The sequence below is a fragment of the Negadavirga shengliensis genome, from assembly GCF_042652345.1.
GTDB lineage: Bacteria > Bacteroidota > Bacteroidia > Cytophagales > Cyclobacteriaceae > Negadavirga > Negadavirga shengliensis.
The window spans coordinates 136,057-156,489 of record NZ_JBHSJJ010000012.1; the positions used below are offsets into that span (position 1 = coordinate 136,057).

A 20,433-nucleotide genomic window follows, 5' to 3' on the forward strand; every position below is an offset into this window, starting at 1 on the left:
AACTGCCTAACCTAAACATAACCCGATAAAGGGTGACAATAATAAAAAAAGAGAGGATAGGATTGGCTCCCATCCTCTTCTTCTTAGGATTATAATATCAATTTTTCAACCTATTAATCCGCGGGTCCTCCGTCCCACCATACCTTGGTGAGAAAAGTATCGGGCTGGGTTGACCCTGTAGCGAAATGCTCATTGGAAGCGGCTTCCTGTGCGGGATATCGGAGCCTTCTCATTATTTGTCCCTGCGTCATATTCAAGGGATGGTTTGTAGGTGTCAGCTGTGGGTAACCGGTCCTTCTCCAATCAGACCATGCCTCCCACCAGTTCAGAAACTTGCTTACCCACATCTGCTCTCCTATCATCTCTAAAGCAGGTTTTTCCTGACCATATGGATGCCGGGCCAAATAGGCGTCCACCTGTCCATCGGAAACGGAGAGAGAGGAGTGAAAGGGGGTGTACATCTGCATCGCAGCCCGCACACCATCTTCATAGTGGCTTCCGGCGTCTCTGGAAATACCCGAGCCGATACCTCTCTCCAATGCCTCGGCCTGCAAGAAAGCCGACTCAGCATAATTCATCAGCATATAAGGAGCGTCCAATTGAAGCAATAAATAATTGATTCGTGAAAAGGTGGTTTGCTGATCCACTTCGCCTCCTTCCATCTCTTCAATACCCGCAGCATCATAGCCGTTTGGCAACCCTCTTTGTTCTAATGGATTGGTATTGATCGGATTCCAGGCATTGGCGGTCCATTGCGCTATACCACCGCTTAAAATCATCAACCTCGGGTCTACTTGATCCTCTGAAGCCGCATCGGCCTTCAACCAGTCAATCAATGTCTTGCTCATAAAAGCCGGCTGGCCTCCGTCACCTGGATAAAAAGCGCGTGATAGGCCATTTTGATTGATCCAGAGGCTGGGCCCCTCCGACATAGGAACCAGAAAATTATCTGCGTTGCTCTGCATCACACCTCCTGCAACTGCCTTGGTTACATATTCATTCGCCATATCCGGATCCACGTTGGATACTCTCATCGCCAAGCGCAACATCAGGGAGTAGCCGAATCTTCTCCATTTTTCCACGTCTCCCTGGTATACCAAATCAGAAGTGGAAAAACCCTCGTCCGGCAAGGAAGTGTCCAGCAAGGAAGTAGCCTCCTCAAGTTCATTCAGCATATCCGCATAAATGGCCGGCTGAGCGTCATATTCGGGAAAGAAAACACCTTCCATACCGTTAAGCGCATCAAAATACGGGATGTTTCCATAAAAATCGGTTAACCGATGGAAATTCAGCACCCTGAGCATCCTGGTGGCTTGGCGAAGATTGTTTTTATTGCCCTCGTCATATCCTCCAGGCCCTGTCTGACGAAGCACCTCTGATATATTCTTCAAAGCATCGCCGTAGAAGAACTCAAAAGGTGCATTGTTGGATTCAAAATTCTCAATGTACTTGTCACCTGGTGCTATGCCGCCTCCAGCATTAGCCAGTTGCTGAATCAAATAAGAAGCCATCCCTATGTTAGTCCTCCAGTCAATTATCCTGTTGTCTCCGGACGCCCCCCCAGAAGCAGTGCCTATTTGGGCCGCAGTAAATATAAAATTAACATCGATCTCGTTGACAGCTTGAGGGTTGATATTCAAGTTGTGCAGTTCCTCCGTATCACATCCCATCAGAGGAACGGCAATCATTAATACGTATATTATAGTTTTATTGATATTTTTCATGGTTTAAGCTCTTTAGTGATTAAAAGGTAGCTCTCAGGTTAAATCCAAATGTTCTGGTCTGCGGCATGCCAAAATAATCCAAACCTTGGGCATTCCCTGATGTATAGTTAGCCTCCGGATCAATATTCTCTACATTTTTCCACAGTATGGAAAGATTCCTTCCGACAAAGGACAGATGAAGGGACTGGAAAGGCATACGACCCAACAGGCTTGCTGGAAAATTATAACCAAACGTCACCTGACGCAATTTGGCAAAAGAACCGTCATAGATGAAATGATCCTGCACCCGATTACCCATTTGGTTCCAGTAATTTTGAGCCTCTCCAGGCGTCAAAGTTTTGTTAAATTCTTCATAAACAGGATTACCTTCCGCATCCGACCCGGCTTGTACTACACCGGAAACAGTAAGCGGTTCTTCCCCTTCCCTGCCTTGCAAAGTCTGCTTATGCAAACCCCACTGAGTGAGCCGCAGATTGGTGCCTGAATAAAGATCCCCCCCAATCCTAAAGTCTATCAGTGCAGACATTGTAAATCCTTTGAAACTTAAAGTATTATTAATACCTCCGGTCCAATCAGGGACCCCGTTCCCAATAACTTCCATCTGACTTGATTGAACAGGTGCTCCATTGGGCTCAAAAATCGGAATACCATCTGGCGTTTTGGCTTGTACCCAACCGGCTATTACGCCAAAAGGATAACCTGTTCTATGCTGGACGAAAACCGTTTGGGTTCTTGGCTCCTCTATATTAAGGATATCATTACCTTCAATTAAAGACATAACCCTGTTTCGGTTTCTGGCAATGTTTAAAGAAATGTCCCAGTTAAGGGCCCTTCCGGTTATAGGCGAGCCGGTCAAGAGCACCTCAACCCCCCGGTTCTCCATTTCACCCAGATTGACCAGCGTTGACCCAAAGCCCGAAGCCCTGGAAACCTGGGCATTTAGCTGATCATTGGTACTTCTCTGATGATAGTAGGTCAGATCAACTCCCAATCTATTCTGAAACAAGCGCACATCAAAACCCAATTCTGTCTCCGTTGATGTAAGTGGTATTAACCCTATGTTCGGTATGGTACCGGCATTGTTTTGCGCATTGGCAAAGGAGGCCATCGGAACCTGGTTCCCGTCAAAGTTAATTGCCGGCGCTCCAAGCAGCGAATACACATTGCTTATCTGATAGGGTGCCACCGTCGCGCTCCCCACCTGTGCCCATGAAGCCCGTAATTTACCGAAGCTCAACCATATGGGAAGTCCCTCGAAAGCATCGGAAAACACAAAACTACCCCCTAAAGAAGGGTAGGTGATGTTGTTGATGGAAGGATCCAGCACTGAAAACCAATCCTTCCTGGCTGTAGCGGTCAAAAACAGGTAGTTTTTGTAGCTGAATTCAGCTGAGCCAAAAATGGAATTGATGCCCAGCCCCGAATAACTGTATCCAAAATTCCTGGTTACGGTATTATTGATGGCATGAAAAAAGGGGACATTAAAGCCTTGCCCGTTTGCGGAAATCGTTTCGTTATTTCTTCTCATTCTGTTGGAGCCAACGAACGCATTGACCCCAAAATCGCCGAATTCACGCGTGTAGCCTAACATTGCCTCGAGGTTTATTTCTCTCACCCTGTTTTCTCCTTCGGTCAGAGTCCCACCCCTGGTATGGCCCGTGCCCTGGGGAATAAGATCGTGAAACCTCCTGGTAAACCAGTCCATCCCGGCTCTGCCAGAAATGTATAAATGGTCAGTAATATCATATCTTAACGAACCGGAGGTAATGATCCGGTCCCGGACATCGCCCCGCGATACCTGGTAAGTCGCCCAGTAGGGATTTTGGCCCCATGGGTTATTGACCATCAGATATTCCTCCCGTTCTTCAAATCCCCAGACATTCAGCAATGTGGGATCAGTCCCGACGGGAATTGATCCCAAATTATTAGGATCGCCTCTACCATCAAGGACGTTTACATCCGGCGGTAAAGCAAAGATCGATTGAAAAGCATTGTTGGGTGAATCCGATAAAGACGGCCTGTTTCTTGCCGTCTCCTGAGAATAAAGCACCTTGGCATCAAATGTCAGTCTATTTCCAAATTTTCCGTTTGTGGACAATGACATATTGAACCGGTCAAAACCTGAATTCGGCACTACCGCGTCACTTCGTAAATCTGTGACATTAAACCTGAAAGTCTGGTTCTCCCCTCCACCTGAAAGTGAAATACTATTGGTCCACGCAGTACCGGTCTCATAAAATCTGTTCCAATTGTCTCCCGCATAGGAGTAAGGCCGCGTCACGCCATCAAAATGGACGACATCTCCACCATCCAGCCTCTCTCCCCAAGCTTGGGTACCCCAGTCGTATCCTTGCTGGGTAGTCCTGGGTCTTACTGAAGTGCCAGTCTCAGGATCACCTTGGAATCTGCCGCTACCAAACTCCCGTTGAAGATCTGTTTGGTTATTGATCCGCTCAAAAACGAAATTGGAGTTGAACTCAACCCCAATACCCCTTCTTGCTTCACCTCGTTTGGTTTTAATATTGATCACGCCGTTCGCCGCCCTGGCACCATACAAAGCCGCGGCACTGGCACCTTTCAGAACCGAAATCGATTCGATGTCGTCAGGGTTGATACTGGACATCCCGTCCCCCTGGTCCACACCGCCCCACATACCTGCTTGTCCGAAATTGGTGTTGTCCATCGGGATCCCATCGATTACATACAACGGCTGATTATTGCCCTGAAGTGAGGTGTTTCCCCTGATAATTACCCGGGACGAGCCTGCCGGACCGGAAGCCACATTACTCACATTTACGCCGGCGACCCGGCCCGCCAGCTGATTGGCAAGGTTGTTTTCCCGGGCTTCCATGAGGTTTTCCCCCCCCACGTTGGTTACCGAATATTGAAGGGCTTTTACATTTCTTTCAATCCCCAATGCGGTAACCACCACTTCGGACAATTCAGCTGCATCTTCTGAAAGGCCTACATTTATGGCCGACCGGTTACCTACGCGTTCCTCGGTGGTTTGATAACCAAGATAACTGAAGATCAAAACGGTCTCCTCACCGTCTACATTTATACTGTAATTGCCGTCCACATCCGTGGCTGTCCCTGTGGCCGTTCCTTTAATCAATACCGAAACCCCCGGCAATGGGCTTCCGTCTGTTGCATCCGTTACCGTACCGGTAACGGTCTGGGCATAAACTGCGGCAGTAAAAAACATACTCGCGGCCATTACCCCAATAAGTAATAGGTTTTTCATTTAACAGATTATTTAGGTTTAAAGATGCCCCCTTTAAAAAAGGGGGAGATAACTAAGTTCTCAAAGATTAAAAATATATTAAACCAAAAAAAAATTAAAATTGGATTATTACATGAAAGGTAAAAAAGAATTTATTATATTATCGATGATTTTAGAATATTATTTTACAATAAATATCTGTAAAAGATTAAAAAACTGATATATTCCCTATAAAACAACTAAAAAACTGATTTTAATGTTTTTTTAAAATCCCGATCATGTAGGAAACATCATCAGATTTTAACTGCTTCTTTAGATATACGGTGATCGCGCCAAAAAGATCTTGAATCGGCATAAACCCTGTACCTGCCCCTTATATGCTTTATTGGTGGCTAAAAAAGCCAACCAAACCGGAATTACAATAAAAGATGCTGGTTTACAGCGTATCCAATCAACCGGACGCCAAACACCATCAATAATACAGCTACAATACGGTTCAGTTTCAGCATCAAAGAATGCGTAATATACTTGCTCAAGGTCTGTGCAACATAGGCTTTGAAAAGGTCCATAACAAAAACAGTCAGAAGCACGGCAAGATAGTACGCCGTCTTATCCCATGAGTCATAGCTTTCCTTAAGGTTCACAAGGCCTGCCACTGAAATCCAAAATAGTAAGACAAATGGGTTGATGCCATTAAGCCCCAATCCTTTGAAAAAGCCTTTTCTCCGCCTGACTTTCTTTGGTACGATCCCCCCTGTGCTCGGCCTGTTCATCCCTTTCTTTACAAAAGAGAATACACCGAAACCGATGAGGATCAAGCCTCCAAAGTACCCCAGCAGAACTTTGAAATAGGGATTTTCAGCAAGGAAGGCCACTCCAAAATAGGAAATCAACACATATAGGGAATCACTCAATAAAATCCCCATTGCCATAAAAATTGAATGCCTGAAGCCATTTTCAAGGCTGTTTTGTATTAAAGCAAAAAAAACGGGGCCAATGATCAGAGACAACACCAGGCCCATTCCTATTCCTTCAAGAAAAGCCCAATTCATGATAAATGTCCGGTATCCTTCAAAAACTTCAACCAGTCTCCTGCCTTTTGGCCCTTCAAAACCCTGGGGAATTTATTTTGCCCGCCTTCTTTCCCCTGCGCTTTCATCCAGTCATAAAACGCGGCAGATGGCAGCACTGTCAGCCGTACTTCCTTCAAAGCATGCTTTCTTTCGGTAATATAGTCGTCGTTAAGCGTCTTGAGATTATCATCAATATGGTTCAGTAGTGCCTGCCGATCCACGGGGTCATCGGTGCCAACAAACCAGTGGTGGGCAAAGAGGGTACCGAAGGGGAGGCCCAGAACCGAGTATTCCCTCACACTGATGTTAAGCTGATCTTCTGCCATTTCCACAGCTTTATTCATATTGTCCACCGAAACATGTTCTCCACATAAACTCAAAAAATGCTTGGTCCGGCCGGTAATTATGATTTCACTCTCTTCCTTGGAAACAAAACGGATTACGTCTCCAATCAGATACCTCCAGGCACCGGCGCAGGTGCTGATCAACAACGCATAGTCTATTCCCTCCTCCACTTCCCCTATGGACAAGGGCTGTACACCGCTTTTTAAGTGTCCGCTTTCATCGAAGTTTTGGGTATTGAAAGGTACAAATTCATAAAAAATACCATTATTTAAGACCAGCCTCATGGATTTCCTATCAGGATAAGCTTGAAATGCCAGAAATCCCTCACTTGCCAGATAGGTTTCGATATAAATCAACGGCCTGTCCAGCAGCTTTTCGAATCCCTTTTTATAAGGCTCAAAATAAACCCCACCATGAACAAAAATTGTCAAATCAGGCCAAATTTCGTGGATGTTCTTTACTTGATAACGCTCTATTATCTTTTCCAGCAGGATCTGTAGCCAAGCCGGCACTCCCACAATGATCCCTATGTCCCATTTAGGCGCATTTTCCACAATTTGATCCAACTTTTCTCCCCAGTTTTTATTTCTTGCAATTTTGTATCCTGGTTTATAAAACCGCTGAAACCATATAGGCAGTCTTCCGGCAGTTATGCCGCTAAGGTCTCCGGAAAAATATGTGCCGTTAAAATCCAAATCCGTGCTCCCTCCAAGCATAAGAATCCCTTTATTGAACAGTTTGGCGGGGAGGTCATATTTGGAAAGGCTAAGGATCTGTCGCACCCCGGTGCGCCGGATGGCTTTTACCATTTCATTGGTAATGGGAATATACTTAGAGGAACTCCCGGAGGTGCCGGAGGTCAGCGCAAAATATTTAATTTGTCCTTGCCAGGTGACGCCTTTCTCCCCTTCTTTCAATTTATGCCACCATTCCTCATATATTTTCTCATAATCATAGATGGGTACAGCTTCCGAAAAGGCGTGGTAATAGGACAAGTCCTCCAGCTTGAACTTTTCCAGTACGGATTTGAATCCATATTTTTTGCCGATTTGGGTTTTTGAAGCAGCTACAAGAAGCTTTTGAAGGACGGTTTTCTGAAGATCCTGTGGGGCTCCATATTCCTGTTCCAAAGATTCTCTTAATCTAATGCCTTTTTTTAGCAATGTACCTAATATAGCCATATCTTTGTTTTTTGGTAAAATACCCCTGTTGTATGATTATTTACCGGTAAAAATACGAGAATGGGCATTAAAGAAAACTTAGAACAGCTAAAAATCACTTTTAAAAAACAGGATTGCTTACTGGTCGCAGTAAGTAAGACCAAACCACCAGGGGCCATAAAAGAAGCCTACGAGGCCGGAATAAGGGATTTTGGAGAAAACAAGGTACAGGAACTGGTGGAAAAAGCACCTCAGTTGCCAAAAGACATCCGGTGGCATATGATCGGTCATCTCCAAAGGAACAAAGTAAAACACATTGTTCCTTTTGTCTATCTCATCCACGGAGTGGACTCTTTGCGTTTATTGAAGCAGATCAACAAGGAAGGGGAAAAGGTAAAAAGGGTAATTCCTTGCCTTCTCCAGATCCACATAGCCAAAGAGGAAAGCAAATTTGGTCTTGATGAGAAAGAACTTGAAGACATCATTTGGGGAAAAGAAATGCAGCATATGGAATTCATCAAAATAAAGGGATTGATGGGCATGGCCACCAACACCGACAATCCGGAAACCGTCAGAAAGGAGTTTGGCTATTTAAAATCATTGTTTGAGGAAATAAAGACCAAAGCGTTGCCAAAACAGGTAGAAATGGAGGAATTGTCGATGGGCATGAGCGGTGACTATCCCCTTGCCTTGGAAGCGGGAAGTACAATAGTGAGGATAGGAAGTGCTATTTTCGGTGCCAGAAATTATAATCAAACGTCATGACATATTATAACTGTATCCGGATCGCAGCCGTTTTGGGGGCTTTGGCGGTAGCCTTTGGCGCGTTTGGAGCCCATGCTTTGGCAAACCTGCTGGAAGAACAGGGTAGGGAAGACACTTATGATACGGCCGTAAAATATCATTTTTACCATAGTCTGGCCGTTCTGATGACAGGTATCCTGATCTACCTTTTCCCGGATAGCCGTAAACTGAAAATCAGTGCCTGGCTGTTTCTTTTTGGGATTGTGGTTTTCTCAGGTTCCTTATACCTGTTATGTTTATCAGGAATCACGTGGCTGGGCGCCATCACTCCTTTGGGAGGAACGGCTTTTATAATTGGCTGGCTATTTCTTTTTTTAGGTATTAAATTCAAACAGCAATAATTTCACGTAGTATACAATGGGTAGAAAAATCTTGTTGGGAGCTTGTGTATTTTTCATTCCCTTCTTCCAAGTTGTTGCTCAGGAGGCCAGAGAAAGGTACTTAGGGTTGGATGCCCTTTTAGGCAAGGATTCTTTTTTTGATAACCATCTTACGGGTTTTATGCTCTTTGACCTTGACAGCCAAACGGTACAGTATGATAAGAACAGTCACCTGCATTTTATCCCCGCTTCCACGACCAAGCTTCTGACCTTCTTTGGTTCTCTTCTGGTGCTGGGAGACAGCACCACCTTTCTGAGGTTTATACCAAAGGGGGATGATGTGGTGATTTGGGGTACCGGAGACCCTTCATGGAAATACCCTCCCTTGCCTCAACCAAAGCTTGAGGGCTTTCTCAAACAGTATGGCAGGGTGTTTTTTTCCGACACCAACTGGAAAGACAATGCTTTCGGCTACGGCTGGCAATGGGACGATTATTATTATTCCTACTCCGCAGAAAAATCCCCCGTGCCTTTGTTCGGAAACACGGTGACATCCACCAATATCAACAACAGGCCCCATCTCAGCCCGGCACTCTTTCAGGTTTCCGTCTCAGAAAAGCCAATAAGAAACGTGCAAAGAGACTGGCATTCCAACGATTTTTATTATAATCCCAGAACATACAATGGGATGAATGCCAAAATTCCTTTCATAACTTCCCAGCAGACCTTTGTGACCCTCGCCTCACTGGACTGGCAGAAGGAAGTAATCAGGTCCAACGAAGATTTACCACCTGACCATTTTGTTCTCAAAGGCATCCCAACCAGGGCACTTTTTAGGGAAATGCTTATGGAAAGTGACAATTTCATCGCCGAACAGTTGCTATTGCAGATTTCTGATGAAGTCTTCAAGGAGTTGAATGCTGAAAAAGCCATTAATTACATCAAAAAAACGTATCTCTTTGACCTTCCGGATGAGGTGTTATGGGTAGATGGATCCGGGCTATCGCGACACAATCTGGTCACTCCCAGGTCCATGGTAGCATTGGTAGAAAAAATATACCGGCTCCTACCTGACGAAGAACTGTTTGCTTTGCTTCCTACCGGCGGGAGAACCGGCACCTTGAAATTCAACTACCATGCTCCTGTCCCTTACATCTTCGCCAAAACAGGAACCGTCAGTAACAACCACAGTCTGGTAGGCTTTATCCGTACCAATGGGAAGAAAGTATACGCCTTTGCATTCATGAACAACAATTATCCTTATAAGGCTTCGGTGGTGAGAAGAGAAATGGAAAAAGTTTTGTTATATATCAGGGATAATTTCTAAATTCCTCTATGAAAAAGAGAGATTTTATCAAGGCCCTCACTTTGGGCCTGGGAGGACTGCCTCTTGCGGGTTTTTCATCGAATACCAGTCCATTTTCTTCAAAGCTACTACCTAAAGCACTCAATCCAGGCGATTTGGTCGGCCTTATCAGCCCCTCAGCTGCTACCGCAGAAAGGATTCAGTTTACTTTTGCCAGGGAGGCACTGGAAGCCTTGGGATTCAGGGTAAAAGAAGGAAAAAGCCTTACCAACAGAAGGGGGCATCTGGCGGGGACCGACCAGGAAAGGGCGGATGATCTCAATGAAATGTTTGGGGATCAGGATATACGTGCGGTCATCTGTATAAGAGGCGGATCCGGAGCTGCCCGCATCCTTCCTCTTATTGATTATGAAACCGTCAAAAACAATCCCAAACCCATTATGGGCTACAGTGACATCACCGCCCTGCACAATGCGATCCATGCACAGACGGGATTGATTACTTTTCACGGTCCTAATGGCACAGGCAGTTGGAACAAGTTCAACGTCCATCAGTTCAAGGAATTGTTTTTTGAAAAAAAGCTGATAAAATATGAAAACGAACAAGTGAAGGAGGATGATCTGGTCATCAAAAGAAACAGGACCCAGGTCATTTTCCCGGGAAAAGCCGAAGGTGAACTGATAGGAGGGAATCTTACGGTACTTACGGGTTTGGCTGGCTCCCCTTACCTCCCTTCCTTCAAGGACAAGATCCTTTTTATCGAAGATATCGGGGAAGAGCCTTATCGCATTGACCGCATGATGAGCACTTTAATGTTGATGGGGGCTCTGAAGGAAATCCGCGGTTTCATTTTTGGACAGTGTACTGACTGTGACCCCAGCAGTGGATATGGCAATCTCCATTTGGACCAGATCCTGGATGATTACCTGCTGCCGCTCAAAATCCCCGCCTACAGGGGTGCCATGATAGGACATGTTCCCAAACAGTTTATTCTGCCTATAGGAGCCAAAATCTCCATGGACGCGGACGCCGGCACTTTTGAACTTCAGGAACACGTTTTTCAGTAAACCCTGTGGTTAAAAAATGATAAAAACGCTGTCGTTTTAATAATTTTACCTCAGACGGGGTTTGTCCCCGGTATTCATAATCCCTGCAGATGACATGATCAATCCCAAAAGGAATTCCAACTTTGACCGGCAAGCTCTTTTGCGGTACCTTGCTTTGGGCGACAGCTATACCATTGGAGAAGGAGTGGCTTCGGAGGAATCTTATCCCTACCAGCTTGTCCGGAAGTTGGAACGGTGTGGCCTGTACTTTGCAGAACCATGGGTTGTCGCCAAAACGGGATGGACCTCGGGAGAACTGATTGATGCTTTGGATTTCGAACAACTCAAGACGAAAAAATTCGACCTGCTTACTTTGTTGATCGGTGTAAACAACCAATATAGGGGACAGGATATTGGCGGATACGAGAAAGATTTCAAACAGTTGATGGATCTTGGTCTCTCTTTGGTGGACGGTCGCTCCCACAGGATTGCGGTTATTTCAATTCCGGATTGGGGAGTGACGGAATATGGCGGGGCCAGTGGCCGAGTGCCGGGAGAGATCGCCGGAGAAATAGACGCCTTCAATGAAATCAATAAGGAAATTGCCTTAAAAACATCCGTAAATTATTTGGAGATCACCAACCAATACCGGCAAATCGGAGGTTTAACAGAAAACATGGCCCCGGATGGACTCCATCCAAGCGGAAAAATTTATGAAATCTGGGCGGAAACGCTCAGTGAATTGCTTTTTACCCATTTTTATAAAAAATAAAACCCGGTGATTAGGGTTTTCCACCAGGTCATGTCTCTCATTTATTTTGATCACCTGGATCCTTTGGGCAGCACATTGGAAATCATCGAAACTTTTTCTATGGGTTCGGTGGCGTTGGAATAAATCCTGACCACACTGTTTTGTTTCCCCATTTTACCGGTAGAATTGAACGTAACTTTTATCTCTCCTTTTTCTCCCGGTGCAATCGGATCTTTAGGCCAGCTGGGCACTGTACAACCACACGTGGCCGCCACATTGGAGATAATTAATGGGGATTTACCCGTGTTCTCAAACTTGAAGACATGTTCCACCTTATCCCCTTGGGTGATATCCCCAAAATCCTTTGATGACGCTTCAAAGGAAATCACAGGACCATCTGTGTTTTTTTCCTGTGCATGGACCAGGAAAACCGAAAACCACGCCGCCACCAATAACGTTACTAACTTTTTCATATTCAACTGCTATTAAATTTATTGCTGTTTATTTATCTCCCTAATCCTTAATGAAAAAACGGGGATGAAAGTTCACCATGAACAATTCCTGTTTGGCCCTGGTCATGGCAGTATACAACCACCGTATGTATTCTTTGTCCAATTGGTCCTCCTTCAGATAGCCCTGATCCACAAAGACCGCCTCCCATTGTCCACCCTGGGACTTGTGGCAGGTAAGGGAATAGGCAAACTTAACCTGCAATGCATTCAGGTACGGGTCCTTCTTCAAAGATTCCCTGACACCTGTCTCCCCATCCATCTGTCTGTATTCTTCCTCCACCTTTACGTAGAGGTCACGCCATTGACTTTCCTCCAATGCGGGGTAGGGGGAATGCAGCGTATCCAATATGATCCTGGCCTCAAAAGGCAGCTCTTCCGGATAGTCTACCAGCCTGAGCTCCACCTTAGCAAATCTCAGGCCATACAACTCCTCAAAGGAACGAATTTTTAGTATTTCAACAAAATCCCCGTTCGCCAAAAAACTCACTTTGCCAGTGTCCTCCATGTAGGTATAGTTGTTTTTCACAATCATCAGCCTATCTCCCGCCGTCACCTCGTCTTCATAAAAAAATATCATCCTGCGTATATACTGATTATACTGGACTGCGGTTTTGTTGGATCGTGTGATGACAACCGTGTTGTCCAGACCGAATTTATCATAGGCATATCTCAGGCCATCCTCTAGCCTTTCACCTGTCATTCTGTAAAAATCACTGAATCCTTTAGTTTTAAAACCTATCTGTGGTTTTTCTTTGACCACTTCATCTCTCAACTTAGTGGCATTGTATAAAATCCCAGAGGCCAGGTGTTGCCGGGTAACTTCTGTAAGCATACATTCCTCCACCAGCAGCCTCAAATACCTGACAAGATAGTTTTTATCCAACGCAGGACTGTTGACACTTCCGACTGGCGGCAATTGGGCAGTATCACCAATAAGCAGCAGCCGGTTGCCGGCGTTTTGATACACATAATCCATAAGGTCCCTCAGCAAAGAGCGCCCACCGGCTTGTTCATCAGCCAACATGGAAGCCTCATCCACAATGAACACGGTCTTCTGGTAATAATTCTTTTGCAGCTCAAAGCCGGCTGCCTTTCCTCCTACGGTCCGGGATCTATAAATGATTTTATGTATGGTAAATCCCGTTTTGTGGGCATATGCGCTCATGATTTTAGCGGCCCTTCCGGTGGGGGCAAGCATCATTGCCCGCCATCCCAAACCCGGGAGCGCCTTTACCAGAGCAGCTATGGCGGTGGTCTTACCCGTCCCCGCAAATCCCTTCAGGACAAATGCCATCTTTTCTTCCGGTGCATGAACCAAAAAACTGTTCATGGCAACAAAAAAAAGTTCCTGATCCCCTGTGGGGTCATGGGGGAAAAAACTCCTTATTCTTTCTGAAGGCATTGGTACGGCTTCACTATCTTTATGCATCAAATGCGAAACTACTTTCAAAATGGCTAACATAAAAAAAGAAATTGAAGATAAATTTGGGAACAGACTCAGGGCCAGGGTAAACGGCATATTGATGGAAGATGAAAAAATACTTATGATCAAGCATCGAATGGGTGATGACCGCGTTTTTTGGAACGTCCCCGGAGGAGGAATGCATTATGGCAAAAATGCGGAACAAAATCTGATCCGGGAGTTTTATGAAGAAACGGGATTGAACATAGCAATCCGGCAATACCTCTTTGTTCATGAATTTCTACAGCCACCGCTCCATGCCATAGAATTGTTTTTTGAAGTTAAAAGAAAAGGGGGAAAGTTATACCGGGGCATTGACCCGGAAATGCACCCTGACCTCCAAGTTATAGAAGACATCCAGTTTCTCGACATTTCACAAATAAATCAAATCCCTAATGAAGACAAGCATGCGGTCTTTTGGGGAATAAAATCCATTAATGACATAAGAATATGGAAAGGTTATTTTAATTTTGAAAATAAATGCATAAAATAGCGTTCTAATACAAACCATCAATTCTTTATAAACATTATCAGAAGCTTAAAATATTAGAAAATGACTCTGAGCAGAATTTTATCCGTTGTATTCCTCCTGGGCGCTTTAGGCTTGGGGTATAGATTATACCTGGGCGTTGATGAAGTAGTGGAAGAAGAAAAAAGACTGGCGAGGACCGAAGCAAGAATAATAGAAAAATTACAGATGCTGAGGGATGCCCAAATCGCGTACAGGGCTTCACACGGCGAATACGCAGACAATTGGGAAGATTTGAAGCAATTTATCCAATATGGTGATATTTACATTGTCCAAAGAACAGAGACTACCAAGCTCCTTGACTACGGGAAGGAAGAAACCACCGTATCCTATGACACTTTGGGATCGGTAAACGTGCAGGACTCCCTTTTTAACGACAGGAAATACCCTGATTTTAATCTGGAAGCCCTTAATGTCATTCCGGGTTCAGGCGGAAAACAGTTCGAGTTTTTTGCTGATAAAATCGAGCGGAGTGGCAGAGAAATAGCCGTGTTTGAAATCAGAGACCCCGCCCCTATCAATCCGGCCAGAAGGAAAAACAACAATGAGAAGGCCTTAAGGGTTGGTTCCAGAGTTGACTCTTCTACTTCCGGTAACTGGGAATAAAATTGGCTCATCAGGAAAAATATCCAGTAAACAGATTTCTTAGCGATAAATTTGATATTCAGGAAATATCAAATTTATCGCTTTTCTTATATGATTCCATGTTTGTGGTCATGGCACACAAAACGGGCGATCATTCCATAAATGCCGTTCATCATTATACTTTGATTTCGGCAAAAGACCTCGAAGATATCATTGAGGAAGACACGCTGATCAACTCTTCCAACATAGCAGGGAAACTATATGTGCACAACCGGCTGTTCAGCTTGGTACCCACCATTTTATTTGACCCCTCCCACACGGGATTATATTTAAATTTTTCCGCAGACCTGGAAACAGAAAATGACAGATGGGAAATCTGCTATGAAGGCATACAAAACAATACCATCCAAGTGGTAGGTGCCACAGAAAAGAACCTGCTGGGTCTGCTGGACAGTAAAATTCCGGAGCTGGATTTGGCCCATGGCGCCTCGTTGACCCTGGCTTATTTTATGGAGGGAAGAAAAGACTTATTGAACCAGGAAATCTTCATTCATATCATCCCCGAGAGCATATATATGGCGGGTTTCCGTGGAGGAGAACTGATGGTTTTCAACCAATTCCCGGTCACGAAGGAAGCTGACTTTCTTAAATATGTCTTCACCGTGATCCAACAATTGGCATTTGACAGGGTGCACTGCAAAATCACCTTGCTTGGCAAACTCGAACTTATCCACTGCAAACTCGAAAACCTACAGCTTTATTTTAAAAATATCCAGGAAACGTTACCCCCGCAGAAGATCCGTTATCAACCGGGGGCAGAAGAATTCAAAAACACCCGATTGTTAGAAGCTTTTTGGCTAGAATAAACCACATAAATGAAAAAAACAGCACTTTTCCCAGGTTCATTTGATCCGTACACCAAAGGCCACCATGATATCGTCATGAGAGGCCTTAATATTTTTGATGAAATCATCATCAGCATTGGCCATAACATGTCTAAAAAAAGCAGGTATTTCGACATCGATTTGATGGTAGAAAAAATCAGATCCGTCTACCAGCACATCCCTGAAGTACAGGTCATTGTATACAACGAACTTACCTCATCCATCGCAAAGAAACACGGGGCCAAATACCTGCTAAGAGGGCTGAGAAACACCACTGATTTTGAATATGAAAACACGATCAGTCAGATGAACCGCTATCTTTACGAGGAATTGGAAACCGTATTCCTCATCACTTCTCCGGAATACGCCGCGATCAGTTCTACCATTATCCGGGAAGTCCATAAATATGGAGGAAAGGTAAATGATTTTCTACCTTACGAAGTCTGATAGACTTTGGGAAAAAGTTTCAAAAACCTTTTGTACAGATGACGCATCGAAGGGTATGAATTGATCAGGGCGGTTTTGGCCTCCTGATGGTTAAACCACCTTATCTCCTCAATCCCCTCATCCAGTTGGGGCTTCATTCTGGAGGCGTCCAGGCACTCCATAGAGTACCAGTAGGTTTTTTTTAGAATACTTTTTCTGTTTTGGGTATAGGTGTGCCAAGTGTTGCAGATGTGGGTACCCAGTTTAACCTTAATATTGCATTCCTCTTCCACCTCCCGTACTGCGCATTCTGCCGGCGATTCTTTTTTTTCAAATTTCCCTTTCGGCAGGTCCCATTTTCCCAGCCTATAGATAAAAAGTATTTTGTCACTTTGGGTGACCACACCCCCGGCAGCTTTGATGATCAAAAACCTGCTTTTGATAAACTTCTGGATTTCCTTTTTCCTGCTGCTCACCAGGGTAATGCTGTCCAGGTTTTTTAACTTCCTCGTACGGAGCAAATACAGCAGCTTGATAATGATCTCCTCAGAAGGCTCTTTTATCAAAACATCATCATGAAAATTAGTCGTAGGAGGAAGGTCTTTCGGGTTATCGTATACACACTCAAAAGTCTTCTTTGGAGCAAGCTCTGAGATGGATAGCAAGTCCATTGGCTTGTCATTTATGAAAATTTTCATGGCCGGCCTATTTTCTCCAAAAATGCATTTTTTTTTTAGCCATCACAACCCTCTGTAACTTTTTATAACTTAATTTTATAACATGGAAATATACGAAAACGCCACTGCCGGTCTCATCTCAAAAAAATTATTGGAAATCAACGCCATTAAGCTTAGCCCTAACCAGCCCTTTACCTGGGCTTCTGGATGGAAATCACCTATTTATTGTGACAATCGACTGTCGCTTTCTTACCCTGACGTCAGAAAGCTGGTACAGGAAAACCTTGTGAAAGCCATCCAAAAACATTTTCTCAATATTGAAGCGGTGGCTGGTGTGGCCACTGCAGGCATTCCACAGGGTGTATTGATAGCAGACAAATTGAATCTCCCTTTCCTTTACGTAAGATCAAAACCAAAAGGACATGGTATGGAAAATATGATTGAAGGAAAAGTCACTGAAGGACAACGGGTGGTCGTCGTGGAAGATCTCGTTTCCACCGGGGGGAGTTCCCTAAAAGCAGTAAATGACCTTAAAAATGCCGGATTTGAAGTGCTCGGGATGGTCGCCATCTTCACGTACGGATTTGACATTGCCCTGCAAAATTTCAAAAAAGAAAACGTGAAACTGATATGCCTGAGCGATTACGCCTCTCTTTTGCCCCAAGCTCTAGGTGATGGGTATATTTCAGATAACGATATGGCTACCCTTGCACAATGGAGAGAAAATCCGGCGGAATGGGGCAAATAGCATGGTCTTTATCCTGCATTTAGCCATACTTCTCCATCACCCCCATACCGAACAGGGCAAAATCATATTTCACGGGGTCTTCAGCATCAAGAAGCCGGAGATTTTTTGTAAGCTCCATGGCTGTTAGCCAATCGGTTTGCTTACGCCGGATCAGGCCAAGTCTCCTGGCTACCCTGTCCACATGCAGGTCACAGGGACAGATCAGCTGGTAAGGCCTGATCTTTTTCCAAATCCCAAAATCCACACCGCCGCTATCCTTTCTTACCATCCACCTTAAGAACATGTTAATTCTTTTACAGGCTGCTTTCCTAACGGGAGTCGCAATGTGCTTTCTGGTCCTTTGGGGGGCATGGGGAAGTCGAAAAAAATAATCATGAAAACCGGCCAACAGCTTTTCCATGATGTTATCTTCCTCATTCCAACCGGATGTAAAAGCTTCTTCCAGGCTATCATGTTCTTTGTAAAACCTGGAGAAAAAATCTATAAAATAAAGGGTGTCAAGGTCATTGAAAGTCCGGTGTTTGAAGTTTAAAAAAGGCTTAAGGTCATTTTCTTCATGATGAAGCATAAAATCATACGGGCTGTTGTCCATCCATTGCATCAGCTCCGTACATTTATTGATAATGGTTTTTCTCTGTCCCCAGGCAAGTACGGCCGCAAAAAAACCCGAAATTTCGATGTCCTGTTTCCTGCTGAACCGATGAGGTATGGATACCGGATCATCAACAATAAAGCTTGGCTGATTATAAACGCTTACCTTGGATTCCAGTAATTTCCTGAGTTCTTCCATCAGGCAATGGCCACTTTTACTTCTCCTCCCTGAGTTCCATCAAACCATTTGAATCGAAAAAAATTGCCTTCCTTATCCGCCAAATGCCAATCAAAGCATTTGATATTGGTAAGTTTGGTAAGCCGGTCCTCCTCAGGCTGATACAGACAGATATCGAAATCTGGAATTTGATTGATATCGGTAGTATTCCATTTTTCCATCAGCCAGCCTTCATCCATGATTTTTACCCTCTCGCCGAAAATATAATCTTCGATCACGGAGGGGATGCCGTCCTTTCTTCTGAAATGATAACAATTGGGACCAAACATTATCTGTTTGTGCAACTTCCCTTCTATCAAATCTGAATCCTTCGCCATGGGTATCCATTCGCTTTTCCTGGCTTCCTGAAAAGTAGAAGAACTAAACTTGGCAAAAAAGGAGGATATCCAGGAAAAAAAACAAGTAATGCCTACAAAAAGCAGTCCGAAGGTGGCCAAAATAGGATATGAAATCACGAATATGGCATTCCATACAAATTTGAAGAAATGGTGGCCGAATAGTTGGAACTTGTTCATTTATAATGGGATAGTGCCCGCAAAATTAAATGATTATCCGCAAACAACCAAAAATACCTTTCCGTGATACGGTAACCACTGTTTGATAAGCACTGGCCCACTTCACTCCCCGAATGTTTACGGTATCATGCAAAAGCTTCGGCAAAGCCCTTGATTTCAAAATCCACTCTCTTGTTCAACTTGATAGGCTGTGAAAAAAATCAATAGGAAACCTCAACCGGGAATCTGGAATTCACCGCCTTCAGTTGATCATAAGCCGCCTTAGACACTTTGATAAGCAACTTGTTGTTATCCCCTGTTTCAGGCAACACTCCTACTACCCTGGCAAAAATAGTGATGTCATTTTGTTCATTTCTCACCCGCATGATGGTGCCCACCGGCGCTGTGCGGTGCAAAACAAGGTATTTTTTATGATTCCCTGTGCCTTCTATCACTTCCGCCTGGCCGGTTTCTTTGATGTTTTTAAACTCTGTGGATTTAGATACGTTTGGAGAAGCCGAAGTACTTCCCGAACCAGGGCTTGAGATGGTAGAGGAAGAAGCTGTTGAATTGGATGAAGAACTGGTACCCGTATTGGCAGTAGCCGTATTCGTATTGTTATTTTCAGACGAAGGGAAGCGGGTTACCGGTATGTTGGCCCCTGTTTCTCTTCCCACTTTTAAGGTCTGGCCCACAGAGAGGTTATTGGAAGATAAGCCATTCCATTTAATCAGGTCTTCTACTTTGGCGTCATATTTTTTGGCTATGGAAAACAGCGTTTCTCCCTGCCCTACCGTATGGGAAAGCCAGTTGCCTGTAGAGGAGGTAGCTGTTTTGACGGTGGTAGCCTCTGAAGGAACCGCCGCAGGTTTATCCAAAGGGCTGGCAGAGGGTGCTTTTTCCTTTGTAGCCTCATTGGCCTTATGGGTTGTGGGAGGCTTGTTATCTGTTTTTTTGTCAGGCTGGGATTTCACAGGTTGCTTGGTTACGGCCACTTTTTGGTCGGCTACAGCCACCGTCTCCTCTATTTTATCACCACTCACCGGCTCTTCGGCTATTCCATGGATCAGAACGGATTGCCCTACGCTTAAATCAGTACCCTGGAGCTTATTCCAATCCATTACATCCTGAACAGAAACATTGTATTTTTTAGCAATGGCAAAAAGGGTTTCCCCCGGGCTTACCTGATGGAGCATTGCCCCCGCAGGGATAGCCTCTTTTTCTATAAAAGGCACCCGTATGCGCTGTCCTATTTTAAGCCCCTCTTTGAGGCTTTCGTTGCTTTGGACAATATCACTCACCGGTGTATTGTACCTTCTGGAAATACCGAACAAGGTCTCCTGCGGGTCCACCTGATGGATAATGTAGGATTTATCCCCTACCTTTTCTACCCCAACCGAATCGGCCCGGTAGAGGTCCGACCCGCAAACAGCAGCAGACACCAAACAAAAACCGGAAATCAACAACCAACTTCTATTCATAACATGTAGATTCAGCACTTGGTAATTCATTATTAAATGCAAATTTGATATTTA

20 protein-coding genes are annotated in these 20,433 nt (G+C 44.6%); 10 read left to right on the forward strand and 10 right to left on the reverse strand.

Annotated features, from left to right (window positions below):
* Nucleotides 1-113: 113 nt before the first annotated feature.
* The 4 genes from ACFPFU_RS18760 to ACFPFU_RS18775 all read right to left on the reverse strand — a co-directional run bounded on the left by ACFPFU_RS18760 (nucleotide 114) and on the right by ACFPFU_RS18775 (nucleotide 7,546).
* A complete protein-coding gene (locus tag ACFPFU_RS18760) occupies nucleotides 114-1,724 on the reverse strand; it encodes a SusD/RagB family nutrient-binding outer membrane lipoprotein (RefSeq protein WP_377066926.1) in 1,611 nt (536 codons plus the stop codon).
* A gap of 19 nt (nucleotides 1,725-1,743) precedes the next feature.
* A complete protein-coding gene (locus ACFPFU_RS18765) occupies nucleotides 1,744-4,968 on the reverse strand; it encodes a SusC/RagA family TonB-linked outer membrane protein (protein ID WP_377066928.1) in 3,225 nt (1,074 codons plus the stop codon).
* Nucleotides 4,969-5,363: 395 nt separating this feature from the next.
* Nucleotides 5,364-5,999 (reverse strand): LysE family translocator, encoded by a 636-nt coding sequence (locus ACFPFU_RS18770; protein WP_377066930.1) that lies wholly within the window; start codon nucleotides 5,997-5,999, stop codon nucleotides 5,364-5,366.
* Nucleotides 5,996-7,546 carry a GH3 family acyl-acid amido synthetase gene (locus tag ACFPFU_RS18775; RefSeq protein ID WP_377066932.1) on the reverse strand — a complete coding sequence of 517 codons (1,551 nt, stop codon included), beginning with the start codon at nucleotides 7,544-7,546 and terminating at the stop codon, nucleotides 5,996-5,998. Before ACFPFU_RS18775 ends, ACFPFU_RS18770 begins: the two co-directional genes overlap by 4 nt.
* Nucleotides 7,547-7,606: 60 nt before the next feature.
* On the opposite strand from ACFPFU_RS18775, the gene ACFPFU_RS18780 reads away from it, so the two are divergent.
* The 5 genes from ACFPFU_RS18780 to ACFPFU_RS18800 all read left to right on the forward strand — a co-directional run bounded on the left by ACFPFU_RS18780 (nucleotide 7,607) and on the right by ACFPFU_RS18800 (nucleotide 11,773).
* Nucleotides 7,607-8,290 carry a YggS family pyridoxal phosphate-dependent enzyme gene (locus ACFPFU_RS18780; RefSeq protein WP_377066934.1) on the forward strand — a complete coding sequence of 228 codons (684 nt, stop codon included), beginning with the start codon at nucleotides 7,607-7,609 and terminating at the stop codon, nucleotides 8,288-8,290.
* The gene (locus ACFPFU_RS18785; protein ID WP_377066936.1) at nucleotides 8,287-8,670 is read left to right on the forward strand and encodes a DUF423 domain-containing protein; all 384 of its coding nucleotides are present in this window, start codon (nucleotides 8,287-8,289) and stop codon (nucleotides 8,668-8,670) included. The genes ACFPFU_RS18780 and ACFPFU_RS18785 overlap by 4 nt, the downstream gene beginning before the upstream one ends.
* A gap of 16 nt (nucleotides 8,671-8,686) precedes the next feature.
* A complete protein-coding gene (locus ACFPFU_RS18790) occupies nucleotides 8,687-9,976 on the forward strand; it encodes a D-alanyl-D-alanine carboxypeptidase/D-alanyl-D-alanine-endopeptidase (protein WP_377066938.1) in 1,290 nt (429 codons plus the stop codon).
* Nucleotides 9,977-9,984: 8 nt separating this feature from the next.
* Nucleotides 9,985-11,022 carry a S66 peptidase family protein gene (locus ACFPFU_RS18795; RefSeq protein WP_377066940.1) on the forward strand — a complete coding sequence of 346 codons (1,038 nt, stop codon included), beginning with the start codon at nucleotides 9,985-9,987 and terminating at the stop codon, nucleotides 11,020-11,022.
* Nucleotides 11,023-11,116: 94 nt separating this feature from the next.
* A complete protein-coding gene (locus ACFPFU_RS18800) occupies nucleotides 11,117-11,773 on the forward strand; it encodes an SGNH/GDSL hydrolase family protein (protein WP_377066942.1) in 657 nt (218 codons plus the stop codon).
* A 50-nt stretch (nucleotides 11,774-11,823) separates the two neighbouring features.
* Here the strand turns inward: ACFPFU_RS18800 and ACFPFU_RS18805 are convergent, their stop codons facing one another.
* Nucleotides 11,824-12,225: a DUF1573 domain-containing protein gene (locus ACFPFU_RS18805; protein ID WP_377066944.1), complete on the reverse strand. Its 402-nt coding sequence runs from the start codon at nucleotides 12,223-12,225 to the stop codon at nucleotides 11,824-11,826.
* A 40-nt stretch (nucleotides 12,226-12,265) separates the two neighbouring features.
* The gene (locus tag ACFPFU_RS18810) at nucleotides 12,266-13,726 is read right to left on the reverse strand and encodes an ATP-dependent DNA helicase (protein WP_377066946.1); all 1,461 of its coding nucleotides are present in this window, start codon (nucleotides 13,724-13,726) and stop codon (nucleotides 12,266-12,268) included.
* On the opposite strand from ACFPFU_RS18810, the gene ACFPFU_RS18815 reads away from it, so the two are divergent.
* From ACFPFU_RS18815 to coaD, 4 genes are read left to right on the forward strand one after another with little or no spacing between them, the layout of a single operon-like run.
* Nucleotides 13,716-14,219, forward strand: coding sequence for an NUDIX domain-containing protein (locus ACFPFU_RS18815; protein WP_377066948.1), 504 nt, complete (start codon nucleotides 13,716-13,718; stop codon nucleotides 14,217-14,219). The two genes, ACFPFU_RS18810 and ACFPFU_RS18815, sit on opposite strands and share 11 nt — an antisense overlap.
* 60 nt (nucleotides 14,220-14,279) lie before the next feature.
* A complete protein-coding gene (locus ACFPFU_RS18820) occupies nucleotides 14,280-14,861 on the forward strand; it encodes a hypothetical protein (RefSeq protein WP_377066950.1) in 582 nt (193 codons plus the stop codon).
* Nucleotides 14,862-14,863: 2 nt separating this feature from the next.
* Nucleotides 14,864-15,706, forward strand: coding sequence for a DUF3822 family protein (locus tag ACFPFU_RS18825; protein WP_377066952.1), 843 nt, complete (start codon nucleotides 14,864-14,866; stop codon nucleotides 15,704-15,706).
* 9 nt (nucleotides 15,707-15,715) lie between these two features.
* Nucleotides 15,716-16,171: a pantetheine-phosphate adenylyltransferase gene (gene coaD / locus ACFPFU_RS18830; RefSeq protein ID WP_377066954.1), complete on the forward strand. Its 456-nt coding sequence runs from the start codon at nucleotides 15,716-15,718 to the stop codon at nucleotides 16,169-16,171.
* On the opposite strand, the gene ACFPFU_RS18835 is transcribed toward coaD, so the two are convergent.
* On the reverse strand, nucleotides 16,159-16,848 hold the full coding sequence (locus ACFPFU_RS18835) for an NUDIX hydrolase (protein ID WP_377066956.1): 690 nt from the start codon (nucleotides 16,846-16,848) through the stop codon (nucleotides 16,159-16,161). The two genes, coaD and ACFPFU_RS18835, sit on opposite strands and share 13 nt — an antisense overlap.
* An 82-nt stretch (nucleotides 16,849-16,930) precedes the next feature.
* Here ACFPFU_RS18835 and pyrE point away from each other — a divergent pair, with 82 nt between their 5' ends.
* The gene (gene pyrE / locus ACFPFU_RS18840; protein ID WP_377066958.1) at nucleotides 16,931-17,575 is read left to right on the forward strand and encodes an orotate phosphoribosyltransferase; all 645 of its coding nucleotides are present in this window, start codon (nucleotides 16,931-16,933) and stop codon (nucleotides 17,573-17,575) included.
* 19 nt (nucleotides 17,576-17,594) lie between these two features.
* Here pyrE and ACFPFU_RS18845 read toward each other — a convergent pair whose 3' ends face one another.
* The 3 genes from ACFPFU_RS18845 to ACFPFU_RS18855 all read right to left on the reverse strand — a co-directional run bounded on the left by ACFPFU_RS18845 (nucleotide 17,595) and on the right by ACFPFU_RS18855 (nucleotide 20,379).
* Nucleotides 17,595-18,365, reverse strand: a complete 771-nt coding sequence (locus ACFPFU_RS18845) for a TIGR02757 family protein (protein ID WP_377066960.1) — start codon at nucleotides 18,363-18,365, stop codon at nucleotides 17,595-17,597.
* Entirely contained in the window at nucleotides 18,365-18,919 is a 555-nt protein-coding gene (locus tag ACFPFU_RS18850; protein WP_377066962.1) for a hypothetical protein, read from the reverse strand. Before ACFPFU_RS18850 ends, ACFPFU_RS18845 begins: the two co-directional genes overlap by 1 nt.
* Nucleotides 18,920-19,119: 200 nt before the next feature.
* Nucleotides 19,120-20,379 carry a LysM peptidoglycan-binding domain-containing protein gene (locus tag ACFPFU_RS18855; RefSeq protein WP_377066964.1) on the reverse strand — a complete coding sequence of 420 codons (1,260 nt, stop codon included), beginning with the start codon at nucleotides 20,377-20,379 and terminating at the stop codon, nucleotides 19,120-19,122.
* Between the last annotated feature and the right edge of the window lie 54 nt (nucleotides 20,380-20,433).